The 18,646-nt window shown below is 56.2% G+C and carries 15 protein-coding genes; 11 read left to right on the plus strand and 4 right to left on the minus strand.

Annotated features, from left to right (window positions below):
* Positions 1-62: 62 nt before the first annotated feature.
* The gene (locus B4U49_RS16980; protein ID WP_078085796.1) at positions 63-269 is read left to right on the plus strand and encodes a DUF2905 domain-containing protein; all 207 of its coding nucleotides are present in this window, start codon (positions 63-65) and stop codon (positions 267-269) included.
* A gap of 5 nt (positions 270-274) precedes the next feature.
* On the opposite strand, the gene B4U49_RS16985 is transcribed toward B4U49_RS16980, so the two are convergent.
* Positions 275-757 carry an Lrp/AsnC family transcriptional regulator gene (locus tag B4U49_RS16985; RefSeq protein WP_078085797.1) on the minus strand — a complete coding sequence of 161 codons (483 nt, stop codon included), beginning with the start codon at positions 755-757 and terminating at the stop codon, positions 275-277.
* A 403-nt stretch (positions 758-1,160) separates the two neighbouring features.
* On the opposite strand from B4U49_RS16985, the gene B4U49_RS16990 reads away from it, so the two are divergent.
* The gene (locus tag B4U49_RS16990) at positions 1,161-4,697 is read left to right on the plus strand and encodes an indolepyruvate ferredoxin oxidoreductase family protein (protein ID WP_078085798.1); all 3,537 of its coding nucleotides are present in this window, start codon (positions 1,161-1,163) and stop codon (positions 4,695-4,697) included.
* Between the two features lie 78 nt (positions 4,698-4,775).
* Here the strand turns inward: B4U49_RS16990 and B4U49_RS16995 are convergent, their stop codons facing one another.
* Positions 4,776-5,492, minus strand: coding sequence for a ChrR family anti-sigma-E factor (locus B4U49_RS16995; protein WP_078085799.1), 717 nt, complete (start codon positions 5,490-5,492; stop codon positions 4,776-4,778).
* Positions 5,493-5,498: 6 nt separating this feature from the next.
* Entirely contained in the window at positions 5,499-6,095 is a 597-nt protein-coding gene (locus tag B4U49_RS17000) for a sigma-70 family RNA polymerase sigma factor (protein ID WP_193432858.1), read from the minus strand.
* A 245-nt stretch (positions 6,096-6,340) separates the two neighbouring features.
* Between B4U49_RS17000 and B4U49_RS17005 the strand changes: the two genes are divergently transcribed.
* The 9 genes from B4U49_RS17005 to B4U49_RS17045 all read left to right on the plus strand — a co-directional run bounded on the left by B4U49_RS17005 (position 6,341) and on the right by B4U49_RS17045 (position 15,154).
* On the plus strand, positions 6,341-6,793 hold the full coding sequence (locus B4U49_RS17005) for a nuclear transport factor 2 family protein (protein ID WP_078085801.1): 453 nt from the start codon (positions 6,341-6,343) through the stop codon (positions 6,791-6,793).
* A 54-nt stretch (positions 6,794-6,847) separates the two neighbouring features.
* Positions 6,848-7,636: an SDR family NAD(P)-dependent oxidoreductase gene (locus B4U49_RS17010; RefSeq protein ID WP_078085802.1), complete on the plus strand. Its 789-nt coding sequence runs from the start codon at positions 6,848-6,850 to the stop codon at positions 7,634-7,636.
* Positions 7,636-8,928, plus strand: a complete 1,293-nt coding sequence (locus B4U49_RS17015; protein ID WP_078085803.1) for an NAD(P)/FAD-dependent oxidoreductase — start codon at positions 7,636-7,638, stop codon at positions 8,926-8,928. Before B4U49_RS17010 ends, B4U49_RS17015 begins: the two co-directional genes overlap by 1 nt.
* Positions 8,928-9,680, plus strand: coding sequence for a DUF1365 domain-containing protein (locus B4U49_RS17020; protein ID WP_078085804.1), 753 nt, complete (start codon positions 8,928-8,930; stop codon positions 9,678-9,680). The genes B4U49_RS17015 and B4U49_RS17020 overlap by 1 nt, the downstream gene beginning before the upstream one ends.
* Positions 9,681-9,758: 78 nt before the next feature.
* On the plus strand, positions 9,759-11,189 hold the full coding sequence (locus B4U49_RS17025) for an SAM-dependent methyltransferase (protein WP_239692687.1): 1,431 nt from the start codon (positions 9,759-9,761) through the stop codon (positions 11,187-11,189).
* 4 nt (positions 11,190-11,193) lie between these two features.
* Positions 11,194-11,766, plus strand: a complete 573-nt coding sequence (locus B4U49_RS17030) for a DUF2878 domain-containing protein (protein ID WP_078085806.1) — start codon at positions 11,194-11,196, stop codon at positions 11,764-11,766.
* Between the two features lie 62 nt (positions 11,767-11,828).
* Positions 11,829-12,608 (plus strand): hypothetical protein, encoded by a 780-nt coding sequence (locus B4U49_RS17035; protein WP_078085807.1) that lies wholly within the window; start codon positions 11,829-11,831, stop codon positions 12,606-12,608.
* Positions 12,609-12,748: 140 nt separating this feature from the next.
* Positions 12,749-13,144 (plus strand): glycine zipper family protein, encoded by a 396-nt coding sequence (locus B4U49_RS17040; protein WP_078085808.1) that lies wholly within the window; start codon positions 12,749-12,751, stop codon positions 13,142-13,144.
* Positions 13,145-13,327: 183 nt separating this feature from the next.
* Positions 13,328-15,154, plus strand: a complete 1,827-nt coding sequence (locus tag B4U49_RS17045; RefSeq protein ID WP_158078649.1) for a purple acid phosphatase family protein — start codon at positions 13,328-13,330, stop codon at positions 15,152-15,154.
* A 120-nt stretch (positions 15,155-15,274) separates the two neighbouring features.
* On the opposite strand, the gene B4U49_RS17050 is transcribed toward B4U49_RS17045, so the two are convergent.
* Entirely contained in the window at positions 15,275-18,082 is a 2,808-nt protein-coding gene (locus B4U49_RS17050) for a cytochrome c peroxidase (RefSeq protein ID WP_204903074.1), read from the minus strand.
* Positions 18,083-18,646: the final 564 nt, after the last annotated feature.

Below are 18,646 nucleotides of genomic sequence, written 5' to 3' on the forward strand. Positions count from 1 at the left end.
TTTGCTGAGGGCAAATTGTCCGATGCGGTGAAATCCGGCAGGGAACAGAGGAGGGTGGAGTAATGGCGCGGTGGTTAATTGTCGTGGGGATTATGCTGACCGGGATTGGCTTGATCTTGCATTATGCGCCGTGGCTACTGAGTTGGTTTGGGCGTCTGCCCGGCGATATCCGTATCGAGTCCGGGCGCAGTCGCTTTTATTTCCCAATTACCACGATGATCGTCGTCAGCGTGGTGCTGAGTATCGTGTTGTCGTTGTTCCGACGCTAGTCGCGTTACTTTTCCAGCAGTTGGTCCAGCGGAAGCTCCGTGCGATACCTCACCTGTTTCAGGGAAAAGCTGCTCTTGATGTGGTCGATCCCAGGGAGTTCGGTTAGCTTCTTGTCGAGGAATTCCTGGTACGCGTGCAGATTGGGTACCACTACCCGCAACAGGTAATCGAAGTCCCCCGTCATCAGGTAGCACTCCATCACTTCTGGCCATTGGCCGATGGTGGATTCGAAGTGTTGCAGCTCTTTTTTGACCTGGTGGTTGAGGGTCACCTGGATAAACACGCTGACCGGTAAGCCGACCATATCGGGTTCCAGCAGTGTGACTGCGCGCTTGATAAAGCCCTGCTCGTGCAGGTTCTTGACCCGGCGGGAGCAGGGGGAGGGTGACAGATGGACTTTCTCCGCCAGCTCAATATTGGGGATGGTCGCGTCCTGCTGAAGGATTTCCAGAATGTGCTTGTCGATGGCGTCCAGTAGATAGGCCATATAATTTCCCGGTGTTCCTGATTCTCTAAAGTTGAGAGTGCCAAATTCAGTAAAGTGAGCGATTTACCGCTGCTTGCGGCACCAGAGAAGAATACCTGATGTGACCGACTCTTAGCAGCGGTTCACAATTTTTGACCGGCCACAACCCGAAACGCGGCTGCCCAGCCAGAGTTTGATAAATATTCTCACCTAATCGCTTTCAGTTATGAATTATTGCAGAAAATGATCTCTGTGTGGTGGATTCTTTCCGTCTCGTCCAGTTTTTGTGGTGATTTTGGTATGACCTGCCTGACTTGCCAGTGATAGTTTACTGGCATCAAAACAATAACGCTGGAACTGACGCTGCAGGGCTTTGCCCGCGGGCGTCAGGTACTTGCCAGATAATGCGAGAAGGTCCTAACCAATGGCGATGGTCGAAACTGATCAGGAACTGGGCTTTGACCGGGAGTACTCCCTCAAAGCTGCGTTTACCCGAGACTCCGGACGCGTTTTTCTAACCGGCATTGATGCCCTGGTACGCCTGCCCTTGATGCAGAAGCGGCTGGATGAGCAGGCCGGTTTGAATACCGCGGGCTTTATTTCCGGTTACCGCGGTTCCCCCCTCGGTGGCTATGACCAGACGCTGTGGCGCCATAAAAAGCTGCTGGCAGAGCGGGATATCCATTTTGAGCCGGGTATCAATGAGGACCTCGGTGCCACCAATATCTGGGGTACCCAGCTGCTGGATCACTATCGCCAGCAGGCGACACGGGATGGGGTCTTCTCCATCTGGTACGGCAAGGGCCACGGTGTGGATCGCAGTGCCGACGTATTCCGCCAGGCAAATATCCAGGGTACCTCCAAGCTCGGTGGCGTGCTCGCTCTCTGCGGTGACGATCACACTGCGGAATCCTCCATGTTCTCCCACAACACCGACCAGATTTTTGAGTCGGTCATGATGCCGTTGCTGTTTCCCGCGACCATCGATGAATACCTGACCCTCGGCCTTGCCGGTATCGCACTGTCGCGATTCTCAGGTTTGTGGGTGGGGTTCAAGACGATTACCGAAACGGTGGAATCCGGCGCTTCCATTGTCGTGCCACCGCTGCCGAACTTTGTCTTGCCGAAATCCTTCCCGATCCCCGCACACGGTCTTAACTACGATCCTCACCTGAACTGGCCCGCCGAGCGCATGGAGTACGAGCGCCGCATGCTCGAGGAGCGGCTGCCCGCGGCCAAGGCTTTCGCCTATGCCAACGGATTGGACAAAACCATCGTGGCCGCACCACAGAAACGTTTCGGTATCGTCACAGTGGGCAAGGCCCACGGCGATTTGCTGGAAGCGTTGAAGTTGCTGGAGCTCAGTGAACAGGATCTGCTCGACGCGGGTATCTCGATCCACAAGGTGGCCATGAGCTGGCCGCTGGAGCCGCGGGGGATGAGTGAATTTGCCCGCGGTATGGAGCGTGTACTCGTAGTCGAGGAGAAGCGTCCGCTGGTGGAAGACCAGATGAAGAACCTGTTCTACAGCTGGCCGGATAGCGAGCGCCCGAAAGTGGCCGGCAAGAAAGACCTCGACGGCAATGATTTACTGCCGGCAATCTGGGGCTTCGGTCCGGACCAGGTCGCCAAGGCCATCACCCGCTGGCTGGCGGACACCGAACTGGCGGAGAGACTGATTCCGCTGGCGGAAAAACTGGGCAGTGGTGTTTTGCAAAAAGCCAACGGCCTGCTGGCAAGGGAGCCGATTTTCTGCGCCGGATGCCCGCACAACAGTTCCACCAAGTTACCTGAGGGCAGTACCGGCAGTGCCGGCATTGGCTGTCACATCATGGCGCTGGGCAAGGGTCTGCGCACCGATACCTACTCCCATATGGGAGGGGAAGGGGCACACTGGGTAGGCCTGCACCGTTTTTCCAGCGACAAGCACATCTTCCAGAATATGGGGGACGGTACCTACAACCACTCCGGCCTGCTCGCCATCCGTCAGGCGGTGGCAAGCAAGATCAATATTACCTACAAGATCCTGCTCAACGACGCAGTCGCCATGACCGGTGGCCAGCCCGCGGACGGGGAGGTAACTGTGCCCACGCTGTCCCGTCAGTTGCTGGCAGAGGGCGTGGGGCAGGTTTGCCTGGTGAGCGAGAACCCCGATTACTGGAATGCCAATCGCAACCTGGTGCCGGCAGAGGTTCAGATTTTCCACCGCGACGACCTCGATGAGGTGCAGCGTAAGCTGCGCGATACCGCAGGCGTAACGGCGATCATTTACGAACAGGTTTGCGCAGCGGAAAAACGTCGCCGTCGCAAGAAAGGCCAGATGGTGGATCCCGCCAAGCGCCTGTTGATCAATCACCGGGTGTGTGAGGGTTGTGGGGATTGTAGTGTTCAGTCCAGTTGCATCGCGGTAGAGCCTCTGGAAACCGAATTTGGGCGCAAGCGACAGGTGAACCAATCCAGCTGTAACAAGGATATGCGCTGCGCCGATGGTTTCTGTCCCAGCTTTGTCAGTGTGGAAGGTGGCGAGCTGAAAAAGCCGGCGCTGAAATCTCTGGCGGAATCGATCGACGAGGCTAGTCAAGGTCTGACCGACGCCCCGAAACCACAACTGGACCAGCCGCTGAGCATCCTGGTGGCGGGTATCGGTGGAAGCGGTGTACTCACCGTGGCCGCGTTGCTGGGGATGGCTGCCCACCTCGAGGAAAAAGGCAGCACCACGCTGTATTTCACCGGGCTTTCGCAGAAAAATGGCGCAGTCGTTGCCCATGTGAAAGTGGGTAACCGGCCGCAAGATATCACCACTGCGCGTATCCGTGACGGCGCGGTCGATCTGCTGCTGGGCTGCGATATGGTGACCGCGGCGGGGCAGCGTCCGAAGTTTGCCAGCGGCAGAATGAAGGCGCTGGTAAATACCGCGGAAGTTCCGGTAGCGGCATTTGTGCGCAACAACGAACTGGCATTTCCCGCGGACGAAACGGCGCAGAGCATTGAGTCTGTGGCCGGGGAATATCATGCGCTGGATGCCAACCGTTATGCCGAAGCACTGTTTGGCGATACGGTGGCGGCCAACCTGATGATGATGGGCTATGCGTGTCAGCAGGGGCTGTTGCCGGTATCGCAAAGCGCCATCGAGCGCGCGGTGGAGCTGAACGGAGTGGCGGTTGAAAACAACCTGCGCGCGTTCCGCGCCGGTCGGTTGCTGGTGGAAAACCCGCGGGCAATCGAGCAGCTCCTCAGCCCTGCACAGGTGGTGAAGCTGGTAGAGCCCGAGGAGGGCGTCGACCAGCTGGTGGCGCGCCTGTCCCGCGAGCTGACTGAATACCAGAGTGCCGCTTACGCACGCCATTTCAATCAGGCGGTTGAAAAGCTGCGCACTGCTGAACGCAATTTGATGGCGGCTGGTGGTGCGGTCGCCGGAGACTCTCTGACTCGCGCCGCTGCGCTGAGCCTGTTCAAAGCCATGGCTTACAAGGATGAGTACGAGGTGGCGCGGTTGTACAGCGGTGAGGAATTCCAGCGCCAGTTGCGTGAAACCTTCAGTGGCGAATACAAACTGAAATTCCTGATGGCACCGCCGTTGCTTGCACGTCCGGATTCCAGCGGGCGCATTCGCAAGATCACTCTGGGCCCATGGCTGGCAAAAACACTGCCTATCCTCGCCAAAGGCAAGGTGTTGCGCGGTACTCCGCTAGATATCTTTGGTTACACACAGGAGCGTCGCCAGGAGCGCAGCTGGGCGCGGGAAGTGCGTCAGTCCGTGTTGGATGTGGCTGCAGGCCTGGGGGCAGGCAACAGGGAGTTCGCTGCGGAGCTGCTGGCATTACCGCAACAGGTGCGGGGCTACGGCCATGTGCGCGCGGCCAAGCTGGACGCGGTGCGCGAACGCTGGAATGCCCTGCGCAGTCGCTTCAAACGCGATGGCGGTAGCGGTAGTGGTGTCGAACTGGCAGAGTGGAACTAACGCGAAAGGAATTAAAAAAATCCCGGGTAGATCCCGGGATTTTTTTTGCCTGATGAATTGGCTTGCCTCGCCTTGCAGTTACTGCGGCCGGAACGAGAGGAATGGGTTCACCAGTTTTCCCATTATCCCTGTCAGTGCCACCGGCGCTTCCACTACCGACAGGCACAGGCATTCGTGATTCTGGGTGGCGGTGGGGCGATGGGTTTCGCCCGGCTCGCGCACCAGGAAATCACCGCGAGAGTAAATGCCATCGGCATCAGAAAAACTGCCGTAAAGCACCATAGTGATCTCCGTGCCGCGGTGATCGTGCTCGGCCACCTTGTTGCCCGGTGCGATACGGTGGAAAGCGACTTCGTGCTGGCATTGTCCGGTTTTCAAGCGCGCTTCCTTCAACCCCTTGGAGAGGCGACGCCAGCGCAATGCCGAGTTTTGCCCGAGCAGCTTTTCGACCACCGGGGGAACAGATGCGAACACCGGATCTTTAGCCAGTTTACGGGGCAGGGCCGTTCTCGGTGCCTTTTGTTCGGGTGCTTCTGGGGCATCGAATGACTGGTTGCCTGAGTCTATCCGCTGCATCAGCTGCTCGAAGGATTGTTTTTCCTGCTCCGGGGCGCTAGCAAGTGCAGGCGCGCTGGTTGCCAGCAAATTGCCGCCGATGCCGTTGAGAAGCTTGAGATCGGCTGCGCATTTGGGGCACAGCTGCAGGTGGGCCGCTACCACGATACTGTGGGCCCAGTTCAGGCTTCCGCTGGCGTATTCCAGGAGCATGTTGTTGTCTGGATGGTGATGAATCATGGTTACCTACCTGACAATGGTGCTTTGTAGTTTCTTGAGGGCCAGTCGTACACGCGACTTGACGGTGCCCAGGGGCAGACCGAGTTCCTCGGAGATTTCACTGTGTGATTTGCCTTCCATATAGGCTTTTTCAATCACGTGACTTTGCTCCGGTGGGAGGCTCTGCAAGCCGTCAGCGACTGCGCTTTCACTGCGTGACTGCTGTAGGTAAATTAGCGGCTGGTCGTCCTGGCTGTCGTCCCAAATATCCTCTACGTTCAGGCTTTCATCGGTATCTGGTTGCCGGCCATGGCGGCGCAAGGCATCGATGCGGCAGTTACGCATGATGGTATATATCCATGTGCTCGCAGCGGCCTTGTCCGGGTTGAAGCTCGGTGCTTTTCGCCAAACCTTGAACAGAACCTCCTGTACAAGTTCGTCTGCAGCTTCCGGTGCCGAGCTCTGCCCTCCGCGACTGAACTGGAACCCCTTGATTAATGGGGAGAAGTGGAAATACAGCTGCTCGAAGGCGGCGCGATCGCGATGTCGCCCCACTCGGATCAGCAGTCTGCTCCATTCGTCATTTCTGGCCTGGTCAGAAGCCTGCACTATTGTTTGACTCACTGTTTCTGTGTTCCATTTCGACCATTGTACTGGCAATGGTCTTCAGCTGCTTGGCTTACCTACTGTTCACCGGGTTCTACGCGGGATTTTCCGGTTTGGATCAATTGCGGGTCACACTCTTTATCTATCTCGATTCGTGGGGGCGATACCCGGTGCACAGATATTGTGACCGGGTGGTAATCTGATTGGCGTTTGGCGGCGTAATCAAAGGTAACCGTTCAGACGCGACGCCCGGGAGGGGCAATATGGCATCGCTGGTAAATCGTATTAAGCGGCTCTACTCCGATTTTTTGGCGGCAGATCCAGGCTCAATCGCCGAAGTTTATGCGGAGGATGTGGAATTCTCCGACCCGGTACATGTAATACGCGGTCTCCGTGATATGCAGGCTTACTTTGCCGGCGTCGCCAAGAACCTCCAGGAATGCCGGTTTGAGTTCGACCAAACGTTGATCGACGGCAACACTCTCAACCTCTGGTGGACCATGCATTATCGCCATCCCCGTCTCGGCGGTGGCAAGCTTCTGAGCCTGAGAGGGGCGTCTCTGTTGCAGCTGGATTTGGAGCGGGATCGCGTTTTGGCCCACGAAGATATCTACGACCTCGGTGCCATGGTGTATGAACAGGTACCACTGCTGGGGTCGGTATTACGCTACGTTAAGCGGGGCATTGCCAGCGGTAGTGGAGCACAGGGTCAATGAAAAGATATCAGCCCGATAACCTGCTGATGGGTAGTCGGTGGAGGTGCAGCACAAATGTCTAAAAATGTTAGTCCTGCTGAAAAACAGACCATCTGGATTACCGGTGCGAGTTCAGGGATTGGCGCTGAGCTGGTGCGGATACTGACCGGCGAGGGGCATTTCGTGATCATCAGCGGTCGCAATCGAGATACATTGCTGGAACTACAGAAACCAGCTCCCAAATTGGTCAAGGTTTTACCCTGTGATGTCGGCGATGACGCTTCCATGGCAGAAGCGGGTGCATTACTGAAAGACATTACGGATCAGCTCGATCTGGTAATTGCCTGTGCGGGTACCTGCGAGTATGACGACGATCTGTCCCTGGATATTGTGAGCTATCGCAGGGTGTTCGACAGTAATTTCTTCGGTGTAGTGAATACGCTGCGAGTGGCTTTGCCGCTACTTACCAATGCGCGAGCCCCCGTGTTTGTTGCGCTAGGGAGTCTGTCATCCGTCGTGGGGTTTCCGCGCGCAGAGGCCTATGGCGCTTCAAAGGCGGCGCTTCAATATTTTATGGATGCGCTGCGCGCAGATACCTCAAATGTTGCCCTGCGGTCCGTATTGGTCCGCCCCGGCTTTATCGATACGCCCTTGACCCGTGAAAATGACTTTGAGATGCCGTTCCTGATGCCTCCAGAGGAGGCTGCCCACCGGATTCTCGCTGGAATCAGGAGTGGCAAGAGCGTGATCGATTTTCCCCGTCGAATGAGTTGGCCTTTGCGGTTACTGGGTGTGCTGCGGCCGGTGTGGTTTGGCATATGTGCACCTCGCATGACCAGAATTAAAAAATTGAGGAGAGGCTGATGAAAATCGCCATTGTTGGCAGCGGTATTTCAGGATTGACCGCGGCGCATTTGTTGCATGAGAAATATGACATCACTCTGTTCGAAGCGGACGACCGCCTGGGCGGGCACACTGCCACCATTGATGTGCGTGAAGGCGACCGGACACTCGCGATTGATACCGGATTCATTGTTTTTAATGACTGGACCTATCCCAATTTCATCAAGCTTATGAGCAAGCTTGGGGTGGAATCACAGCCTACGGATATGGGGTTCAGCGTGTCGACGCCGCAACTGTCTGAGGTGGGCCAGGGGCAGGGCGGGCGCGAGTTTGAGTATGCGGGAAATAACCTCAACTCCCTGTTTGCCCAGCGTCGCAACCTGCTGGATGGTGGGCACTGGCGGATGCTCAAGGATATTGTACGTTTCAACCGGGACGCGGTAAGTGACTGGCGCGATGGAGAGTTGAGCCCGTCGATGACCCTGGGTCACTATCTGGATAGCAATGGCTATTCCGCGGAATTTTCGTCCCGCTATCTCGTGCCCATGGGGTCGGCCATCTGGTCTGCCAGCATGTCCCGCATGCTGGATTTCTCCGTGGACTTCTTTATCCGTTTTTTCTACAACCACGGCCTGTTGAATATTTTCAATAGACCCCAGTGGCGTGTGATTCAGGGCGGATCCCGGAGCTATATCGAGCCGTTGGTGCGCGGATTTTCAGACCGTATCCGGCTGTCTTCGCCGGTACAGCGAGTCGTTCGTGGGGAGCAGGGAGTGACCCTGGAATACCGGGGTCAGCATGGCGAATCCCGGCACGAAGAGTTTGATCAGGTGATATTCGCCTGTCACTCGGACCAGGCGCTGGCAATGCTGGGTGACGCCGACGCGAGCGAGCAGGATATCCTTGGGCAGATCCCCTATGAGAAAAATTCTGTTGTGTTGCACACGGATATAGGTCTGTTGCCCCGTCGCCGCAGCGCCTGGGCCAGCTGGAATTATCGGCTGCAGGGCGCGCATGACAGCCTTCCGGCGCTCACCTATAACATGAATATCCTGCAGCGGCTGGATACGCAAAAAACCTATTGTGTCACCCTGAATGCGGATCATGCCATTGATCCCGCCAAAGTCATTGGCCGTTACGAGTATTCCCATCCCCAGTTTTCGGTGGATGGCACGCATGCGCAGTCTCGCTGGTCGGAAGTTAATGGCGTCAAGCGCACCTGGTTCTGCGGCGCATATTGGGCCAATGGTTTCCATGAAGACGGGGTCGTCAGCGCGATTCGTGTGGCGAGGGGTTTGGGAGTCGATTTCTAGTGCGCAGCGGTCTTTACACTGGCTGGATTCAGCACAGACGTATGCAGCCTCGGGAGCACGGATTCCGTTATCGGGGTTTTATGGTGTATGCGTTTCTGCACGAGCTGCCAACGCTATTTGCCCAGACGCGATTGTGGTCCGACAAACCCGGTGCGCCGGCGCGTTTCTGCCGGGAAGATTTCTTTGGGGATCCGGCTATTCCGCTGGAGGAGGCAGTCCGAGCGCGGGTATATGAGGAGCTTGGCTCTCGCCCGGAAGGACCCATTGCGCTACTCGCGAACTGGCGGTATTTCGGCTACAACATGAATCCCATCAGTGTGTATTACTGCTTCGATCGGGCCGGTGAGGCAGTGGAATACTTGCTGGTAGATGTGCACAACACGCCCTGGAACGAGCGGCATGGCTACGTTCTGGATGTGCGGTCCCAGGATCGGGTGCACAAGACTGAATTCCGCAAGGAACTGCATGTATCCCCGTTTATGCCACTGGACCAGCGCTATCTGTGGCGAAGCACGATGCCCGGTGACAGGCTTTCCATCCGCATCCAGTCCGTGCAGGGGCAGGAGCGGGTGTTTGACGCTTGTATGACCCTGAAGCGCGAGGAAATCAGTGGGGCGGCGCTGCGCAAGAAACTGATCCAGTTTCCGCTGCACACCGTAAAAATCATCATCTCAATATACTGGCAGGCGCTAAAGCTTCTGGTGAAGCGTATTCCCCTGTTTACCCATCCGGGAAAGAAGCGCCCTTTGTAGTTGCTATTGTTGGGCTGCAAGTGTGCCCGCTAGCTGCGACGTAATCGAATATCAAGTTAGAGCCGGAGAGCAATCGATATGAAGTCTGGATACAAGTCCGCCCCTGCCACCGGGGCAGATTTCCTCGCCGAAGCGAACAGGAAACTTTCAGAAAACGTCGCGGGGCAAGCGGGGATGAAGGCAGGTGCTGTGCTTGATGCGGCGAACGAGCAGGACAACCTGCCCAGTGCTCGTCGTGCAGCGCCGATATCCCGGTTCGAGCGTCTTTGCCGCTGGTTGCTGTTGGAGAAGCTGAAGAGTGTACGCGTGGGAACATTGTTCGTGCACGAGCAATATGCGTTGACTTCAGCGAGTCAGGGGAATAATTCCGCGGGCAGGGGGGCACTGGTGTTTGGCGAACCCGCCGGCACGTCCGATATCGAGGCGCATATCGTTGTGACAGATCCGACCCTGTATGCGCAGGTGGTGCTCAATGGATCGATCGGGTCCGGCGAAGCGTACATGGACGGCGCCTGGCGCTCACCGGATCTCGTCCAGGTGATCCGCTTGATGACTGCCAATATGGCGTTGCTGGAAAGCCTCGATTCGAAATGGAATTTTCTGAATAAAATTGCCCTCAAGGCGCTACATGCGCTGAATGGCAATTCATTGCATGGCTCTCGTCGCAATATCTCTGCCCATTATGACCTGGGCAACGATTTCTTCGGTTTGTTTCTTGACCCGACCATGCTCTATTCATCGGCGGTGTTCCCGTCCAAAGATGCGAGTCTCGCCGAGGCGTCGGAGTTCAAGCTCGCTCGTATCTGTCGCAAGCTGCAGCTCAAGGAAACGGATCATCTGCTGGAGATCGGCACCGGGTGGGGCGGAATGGCGGTATACGCGGCCAGGAAGTATGGATGCCGGGTAACCACCACCACCATTTCAAGAGAACAGTACGAGTATGCAAAAGCCTGGGTCGCCCGCGAGGGGCTTGAGGACCGGGTAACACTGTTGCTCAAGGATTATCGGGAACTGGAGGGGCAGTTCGACAAACTCGTTTCCATCGAGATGGTCGAGGCCGTGGGGCATCAGTACTATCGCGACTTTTTCTCTCGCTGCAGTGCGCTGCTGAAGCCCCATGGATTGATGGTCATGCAGGCCATCACCATTCAGGACCAGCGCTTCGAGCAGTACAAAAACAGTGTCGACTTTATCCAGCGGTATATTTTCCCGGGTGGCTGCCTGCCGTCCAACCAGGTAGTTGCCGACAATATTGCCAATCACACGGACATGCAGATTGTCGGCCTGGACGATATTACTTTCGACTATGCGATGACGCTGCGATCGTGGAGGAAAGCCTTCTTTGAACGGATTGATGAAGTGCGTCAGCAGGGTTTTGACGAGCGCTTTATCAATATGTGGGATTTCTATTTCTGCTACTGCGAAGGTGGTTTCCTCGAGCGGGTGATCAGCACTGCGCAGTTCACCTTTGCCAAGCCCCGATGCAATACATTGCCATCGCTGAATTAAGCTGATGGATTCTGTAGCCAGCGTGCAATCCCGATCGCGCAATTTCGGTAAACTACTGCTCAGCGGCTTGCTGTTTGAACTGGTGTGGTTTCTGTGTGTGGTCTCGCCAGGGACTGCACTGTTGACTATCGTCACGCTGTGCAATCTCTTGTTTCACCTGTGGTTTTTTGATCTCACTGGCCCTGGCGCTGGTGGTATCAGGGGGGCTCTGCGTACCTTGGTATGGGTAGCGGTTGTGACCGTCTCCGGCTGTGTGATGGACTCGCTACTCTTCCGCTTCGGGCTCTTCGAGACATCGAGCCAGATCGTGCTATTGCCTGTCTGGCTGTCACTTCTGTGGGTGAATTTCGCCCTGGCACTGAGGTTTGCGTTTCACTTTCTACAGCGTAAGTTCTGGGTGGCGGCCTTGTTTGGCGCAATCGGGGGACCTGCAAGTTACCTGGTCGGGGCGAAGATCAATGCCTCTGTTAGCCTCGCTGAGCCGCTTGGGCTATCGCTGGCGATACTTGCAGGACTCTGGACTGTCTATCTGCCAGTAGTGATGCAGTGCGCCAAGGCACCGGTGTTTCGGCGATAAAACCTCGAACCTTTGTGTGTTTTCAAGAATTTTCCCGTTGAGTAATTTCCCCGGAGGTGGTCATGGGTACCTGGTTGGCGGCGGCTTCTCTAGTGGTGTCCGGTTGCAACGCACCTGAATCAGTGACCGCACAGGCAGCCGTGATAGGGCGGGCGCAGCTGGTAGAGCCCGCAGGCAGCGCGGCACAGGTGCGCTATTGCGAGTACTTTCTGGTGCCTCAGGGTGGGCCTCAGACCAGCGGGGAAGCCAGTAATATTCGCGTGGTGTACTACGCGCCGGAGGGACGCGAAGGCAGCAAGGTTGCTGAGAAGCGGATCACTGGTGTTATCGATGAGACCGGGGTTCTACTGTCCACCCGCCCACAGATTGCCCAGGAAGATTTCCGTCTCGGCGAAGTCCGGGAGGTTTCTCGATCCGAAACCGGGTGGCGCATGCGCTACCGGGCAGACCGGGAGTCCGGGTTTACCGAAAACACCCTGCCCATGGATAAGCTGGATGTGATCGATGCCGGTTTCGACCCGTACGTCCGCCAGCACTGGCATCGGTTAGAGGCGGGGGAGACTGTGCAGTTCCAGTTTGCCTCCCCGGTGCACGGCCGCTCGATCAAGCTGAGAGCCAGGGCGATCCCCTGTGCGCGAGAGGCGTCGGATCTCTGTCTGCGTGTTGAGCTGGCGCAGGCATTCTTGCGCTGGATTGCCGGAGGGGGAATCGACCTTGAATACAGTGCCGGGACAGACGGCAAACCCGGTTCCGCGAGGTTGACGCGCTTTGTCGGCGTTACCAACCTGCTGGATAAGGCCGGCGAGCCACAGCGCCTGCAGCTGGACTACTTCTATCGTTGAGTCCGGGGCGAACCTCTAGGCGTACATCCAAACAATCTGTTCCTAGCCGATCCCGTTATATTTCTACATGGGTTGGCGCGCTTCTCCACAATCGTCTAAACCTAAGTAGATACAGGCGACAAATGTGGTGAGGAGCGCCAATGAGATCCAAGATCCTGGCCGCTGTGGGCCTAAGCGCAGCAACCCTGTTTGGATGTGCCTACCAGCAGGAACAGGTATACGGCGCAGGCAATATCGTGATTGATACCTACGGCGTGAACATGCGGCAATACCAGCTGGATCTTGCGGACTGCAAAACCATGTCCATGGCGGCGCGCAACGATGCCGGGCGCCGCGGGGTGACCCGCGCTGCGGGTGGTGCGCTGCTGGGTGGTGCGCTGGGCGCGATCATCGGCGATACCAGTAGTGCAGCAGCGGCAGCCGCCGGCGCCGGGGCATTGATCGGCGGCGTGAGTGGCGTCGGCAGTGCACACGCTGAAGAGAGTTACATCGCCCGTAACTGTCTGCGAGGTCGGGGTTACCGTGTGTTGAATTAGCAGAATTATTCGGCAAACCACAGGATGTTGCGCCGGGCTTTGGCCCGGCTTTTTTGTATTCCCTGGTTTTGGCACGGCAGAAAAGATTAGCGGCCGTCATCAAACTGTCACCAAAAATTCATTTCCCTGACGCCATCTACAAATTTATGTCGTTAAAATCTCCCGCAAAATATGGGGGTTTCTATGCGACTATTTTCCAATCTGATACTGGCCGCTCTGCTGGTATGTACCATTCCTTTCGCCACCGCGGACACTTCAGAAGGTGTGCATGGGGCGCTGGAAAAGCGTGTGACCGAGATTATTCAGCGCATGTCACGGGAGTTGTCCCCGGAGGAGCGTGTTGCCCTCACACCGCAGTCGGCTGCCGCATTCCTGTCACAGGACGAGCGCGAATATCTCGGTACCGCGTTTTCCCGCTTCCGTGTAGACCGGCCCTCGGTCATTCATGTCGCATTTGATTCCTCATACGGTGAGACGCCATTCTGGCTAGGCGACCAGGGTTTTACCCGGTCCAGCGCCCTCGATTTTATTGTGGATGAAGAAGATTCTTACCATGTCTGGTCAAAGCGCGTGGGCGCAGGGGAGGTCGACCTGGGTGTGCCCAGCCTTTCCGGCGAGTTGAAGCCCTATCTGGTATTTGCGGCGCCTGTAGACGGTGGGCGGGCAATCGAGATAACACCGCTGGTTTCCGGTGTGGATGTGGCGGTCGCGAAAGTAGGCGGCCTGCCGTTTATCGACGACAACGATTACTTCAATACCCTGCCGCAGGCGCTTGTCGGCCTGCCGGTGTTGCGCAGCTTCGAGAGCTGGGAGCTGGTGTCGCGCTTTGTCGGGTATTTTCGTGAAACCCGCTACCCCTCTTCGGCACAGCCCGACCACTTACAGCTGACCTGGCAGGGTAATCCCGCGACTTCTGCCACCGTGCAGTGGCGCACAGATGACAGTGTCGACAACGGGCTTCTGTGGTTTGCCCCCAGGGACCAGTTTTTCACTGCGGGCCGCAAAGCCGTGCAGCGGAAGAAAGCTACCTATACCGAATTGCGCAGCCTGCAGGTAGTCAACGATCCCGTTGTGCGCCTGCACCGGGTGTCTCTTGAGAATCTGTCGCCGGCAACGGACTACCTGTACGCGGTCAGCGCGGACAACGGCGAGAGCTGGTCGGCTCCGCGCGAGTTTCGCACCGCCGCGAGTTCGCCCTCCGAGCCGTTTTCCTTCGTGTATCTGGGAGACCCGCAAAATGGCCTGGACCGCTGGGGCCAGCTGATTCGACAGGCCGACTTTGAATTTCCCAATGCGCGCTTTTACATGATTGCCGGAGACCTGATCGATCATGGTCAGGAGCAGGACAACTGGGACCAGTTCTTCCACGAGGGCAGCTCGGTATTCGACCGTTCCATGGTGGTACCGGCGCTGGGAAATCACGACAGCCACGGTGGGTATCCCGCCTTATACCTGAAGCAATTTGCGTTGCCGGAAAATGGCAGCAGCAAGCTGGATCCCGGCCGCACCTATCACGTTACTTACCAGGATCTGCTGGTGGTAGTGATGGATTCCAATTACCACTTGGTTGAGCCCGAGTTACAGGTGGACTGGCTGGATCGTGTGCTGGGTGAAAGTACCGCGCGCTGGAAAGTAGTGATCTATCACCACCCGTTCTACGCCTCCCGTGAAGGACGGGACAACAAGTCGATTCGGGATGCCTGGGGACCGATTTTTGACAAGCACAACGTGGATATCGCTTTCCAGGGTCACGACCATGCATATATGCGCACGGTGCCTATGCGAGGCAATGAGCCCGCAGTGGAAGGGGAGCAAGGGACTGTATACCTGGTAGCGGTTTCCGGTACCAAAATGTACGAGCAGGCGTTGCCCGAATTTGCCGCCTTTGGCGCGGTAAATACCCGCACTTATCAGGTGATCGACGTCGACCCGCTATCGGGGTCGCTCAAGTACCGGGCGATTGATGGTGAGGGCAATATCATTGACCGGTTCTCGCTTAGGAAGTTTTGATCAACCATCACAGCCAAACGTGAGGTGATGACAGGCATGTTTGAGTTGGCTGAATGTGTTTTCGTGAAAACAAAAAAAGCCCGCACGTCGCCGTGCGGGCTTGCCCGGTCGTCCGACTAACTAGGGCATTACAGGAGGCGCCGCATAGGGCACTTCAATTTTGGATTTTCCGTTGACGTCAGAAATATCCATATCGCAGTGTGTTTTCAGATCGTGAGCGAATCCCGATGCATTTTGAAGTACTTCCTGGAAGGTGATAATACGGTTAGAACTACCTTCCGCACCGACCGCCGCGATATCAGCGAGCTTGGTACGACCTTGTTTGTCGTGACCATGGGGAACGCAAATTTGCGGGTGGTCAAATTTGCCCTGCTGGTAGGCAGCGCCCCAGTCGGTCAAGCCGGTCTCCATCATTTCGATCATGGCTGCCTCTCGATCGGCACCCACATCAAAGATGCGTAGTCCCGCATCCAGGTTGTGGCGGTTCAGTTTGGAAAAGCCGAAGCGTTTATCGTCGTCCGCATCAAAATCGACAATGGTCTTATAAAACTCCAGTACCTGACGCAGGTTCATTTTTGAGCCGTTATGCATAAACGGTCCGGTGAACTTGGTCATACGGATGGTTGGTGTTTTAAAGAAACCATAGCGGAGCGCCAGATCGTCACTCGGGACGTTTGGATCACAGATTGTCGGCGGTGGATCCATTTCCGGGTCACAAGCCAGGTTCATGGCGAACGGCTTGGCCGAAAGGTCGCTAGGCGATTTGGGTACCTGCACACCGCCGAGACCCACGCCAGCTTCCAGTCGGTCGGCAATTTTCTGCAGAACCGATTTGGATTCCGGCGTGTTATACGGATAGGGTAATTCACCGGGAAGCATACCTATGAGCTGTGCCAGCCTCGCTTTGGACAGTGGTATGATCCCTCCGTTGGTCGTCAAGATATCTCCACCAACACTGACGTCTTCCGCGGTTGGGCGAACCGCAATATTGTAGAAGCCAGAATCGTAGACCCCCTGGTTTTCAAAGGTGTTCATTCTTTCCAGAATGGCAGGAGGCTCTTCACCGGGAACCGGGTCTACGCCACCAAATCCAACCGTGGCACTGATGGTGGCACCGGTAAACTCAGCGGAGGAGTGGCATGCGGCGCAGTCTGTCGCACCGGCCTGGAAACGCCCCATACCCTCATCGATATTGGCGATGGTGGCGGCAGCAGCCTCGCAAACACGGGAACTGTACGGAGGTGCACACCCTCCAATAGGCTCACCCGCGGCAAGTGCGCCGCTTTCCGGCTGGTTCGGCGCTTTGGGGGCTTCGGATCCGGTTTCCGCTTTAGGATGGATAAACTCTGCAAACTTGTAGGAGCAGGAGTCATAAGCGGCAGCAGCTTCCTCGGGAGTATCTTCCGGTGGGAGCATCGCCGTACAATCCTCAAAGGCTACACCATCGCCCTCCGGCTGGAGTTCAGTCCAGTCGATTACCATCATGAAGCGACCGTTGACACGCTCAAATTTCCGGTTCGGTGCGCCTGCTGGCGGACGGGCTTTACCCACATCCAGGCGTACCAGTATTCTCCCGTCAGCGCTGATATGCTCGACCATCGTTTTCGGACCATTATTACCTTCTGGGTCCGAATCGATCATGCCGCCAGCCATCAGGTCGACAATGGTGTTGCCCGTGGTGAGCATCGCTTCATAGGCCTGCACGCCAAGACCCCAGAACAGGTTGAAGTTGACCTCCATCAGGGTTCTGTTGTCCGAGCCGTAACCACAGTTGCTCATGTCCACTTTTTCGGTGAAGTCGGAAGCAGCGGTCAGGCAAACGTCGTTGCCATTGCCGTCTCCCCAGAATTTCTCTACGAAGATGTCTTTGACAAAGTCGGAGTAGAGATAGTCGTCAACACCGCGCTTCTGAGATTCACCGACACCACAGCTGATCAGGCTCCCTAAAAGGGAGTCATTGCAGTTCACCCACTGTCCGTAAAGCGGGGTGAGGTGAAGCATTTTGCGGCCGAGATTGTAAGTGGGCTCGTTGCCTCCACCGCGGTGGGTAAACTCCATTTCCAGGTCACTGCCGATCGGGCCTACTGCCTGGGAGGCAAGTGATGAAAATGGGATCAGAACGCCATGTTTCTGGGCATAGTCCCCGCCGTAATAAACACGCAATTTCGCGTCCGGGTCGCGGAATCCCAGTGTGTTTACGCCGTTAAAAAACATATCCGCACGACCATCCCAGAAACTGCGCTGGTTGAAGATGGCGTTGTAGGTTGTCGGTGTATTGCGCGGTTCTACCCGTCGCACGGTCTTGGGGAATGCCGGATCATTGGGGAAGTCCACTGGGAACAGAACGTCGTCGTCGTCAAATCCCAGGTCTTTTGCATTAATCGTTCCGGCATCCTGCGCGGAGCCGGCGATCAGACCGGTAAACAATGTGGCGCGCACCCCTTGGGAGGAAACGACATCGTTTACGTCGTAGTTGGCAATACTATTCAGGACAGAACTGTCAACAAGGTTGCCTGGAGTCCCGTTGCCTTGGTCCGGGGTTGCCCCCGAACTGATGAGTGTACTTTCGCTAACCGGCAAGCCGCGCGGTGAATTTACGCCACCGTAATGCGCTGCGGTAAGCTTCTTGTTGGCCCCCAGCAATTGGTGTGACATGTCCCCACCGCGGAGACCTGGACTCATGCTATTGACTCGTCGTACGTCAGCGCCAGAGTTGAAGTGGCAGCTGGCGCATGCCTGAACTCCGTCACTGCCAACCTGCATGTCGTAAAAGAACAGCTTTCCAAGTCGTTGTAGCGCTACGCGCTTGCCTGGTTTGGTGATTTGCTCCCATTCCGAAGTGCTAACACCTTCGCCTTCGCCATCTAGTAAGCCCAGCATGTTTACATCGGGAACAGTGACTTTCTTGAGAGGAGGGGGATCAGCCAAGGTCGGTCCAGCAATCAAGGACAGAGATAGTCCCCAAGCGCCGCCTCGCTGTAGAAACACACGGGTTATGGAGGTTCGACGTCCTGAAGGTTGTTCGAGGTGTGACTCTGGAGGTGCGATTGACGGTTTATCCCTGTGCGGATAGCAATCGCCATTACGGCAAGGCATAGCTAGATCCCTCTCGCTGGTTACTCTGATCGATACTTCTCATTGCCACAGATCACCGGGGCGGAAATCTCTTACGATGGTGTAAAAGCATCCCCGGCTGATTGATCATTTTTTGGGCAACCTTTAAAAAATAGGTTTTCGTTTTGCATATGACAACTGGCTTCGCGGCCTATCAGTTATAAGAGTGAGAAGGAAGTTTCTGAGAAAAATGACTCAGCTGGCAGGTGATTCTGGTGTGGAGATAGTGTTTTTTACGAAAAGATTCTGTGGCGCCTATTTCTCGAAAAGTAAAAATTTCAAATAAAACAATAGTTAACGGCTTTGCGTACCCATTGATCGTGGATCTAGGTCGTCGTGCTTACCAATAGCTGCTGTATTTGAGTGGCGGGTTAAATT

This window comes from Microbulbifer mangrovi (assembly GCF_002009015.1).
Lineage (GTDB): Bacteria > Pseudomonadota > Gammaproteobacteria > Pseudomonadales > Cellvibrionaceae > Microbulbifer > Microbulbifer mangrovi.

What these genes read in the sequence shown, in the direction of transcription:
- B4U49_RS16980 (WP_078085796.1), top strand. Translation starts at nt 63, where the DNA reads ATGGCGCGGTGGTTAATTGTCGTGGGGATTATGCTGACCGGGATTGGC.
- B4U49_RS17045 (WP_158078649.1), top strand. Translation starts at nt 13,328, where the DNA reads ATGCGACTATTTTCCAATCTGATACTGGCCGCTCTGCTGGTATGTACC.
- B4U49_RS16985 (WP_078085797.1), bottom strand. Translation starts at nt 757, where the DNA reads ATGGCCTATCTACTGGACGCCATCGACAAGCACATTCTGGAAATCCTT.
- B4U49_RS17005 (WP_078085801.1), top strand. Translation starts at nt 6,341, where the DNA reads ATGGCATCGCTGGTAAATCGTATTAAGCGGCTCTACTCCGATTTTTTG.
- B4U49_RS17030 (WP_078085806.1), top strand. Translation starts at nt 11,194, where the DNA reads ATGGATTCTGTAGCCAGCGTGCAATCCCGATCGCGCAATTTCGGTAAA.
- B4U49_RS17040 (WP_078085808.1), top strand. Translation starts at nt 12,749, where the DNA reads ATGAGATCCAAGATCCTGGCCGCTGTGGGCCTAAGCGCAGCAACCCTG.
- B4U49_RS17015 (WP_078085803.1), top strand. Translation starts at nt 7,636, where the DNA reads ATGAAAATCGCCATTGTTGGCAGCGGTATTTCAGGATTGACCGCGGCG.
- B4U49_RS17025 (WP_239692687.1), top strand. Translation starts at nt 9,759, where the DNA reads ATGAAGTCTGGATACAAGTCCGCCCCTGCCACCGGGGCAGATTTCCTC.
- B4U49_RS16990 (WP_078085798.1), top strand. Translation starts at nt 1,161, where the DNA reads ATGGCGATGGTCGAAACTGATCAGGAACTGGGCTTTGACCGGGAGTAC.
- B4U49_RS17035 (WP_078085807.1), top strand. Translation starts at nt 11,829, where the DNA reads ATGGGTACCTGGTTGGCGGCGGCTTCTCTAGTGGTGTCCGGTTGCAAC.
- B4U49_RS16995 (WP_078085799.1), bottom strand. Translation starts at nt 5,492, where the DNA reads ATGATTCATCACCATCCAGACAACAACATGCTCCTGGAATACGCCAGC.
- B4U49_RS17010 (WP_078085802.1), top strand. Translation starts at nt 6,848, where the DNA reads ATGTCTAAAAATGTTAGTCCTGCTGAAAAACAGACCATCTGGATTACC.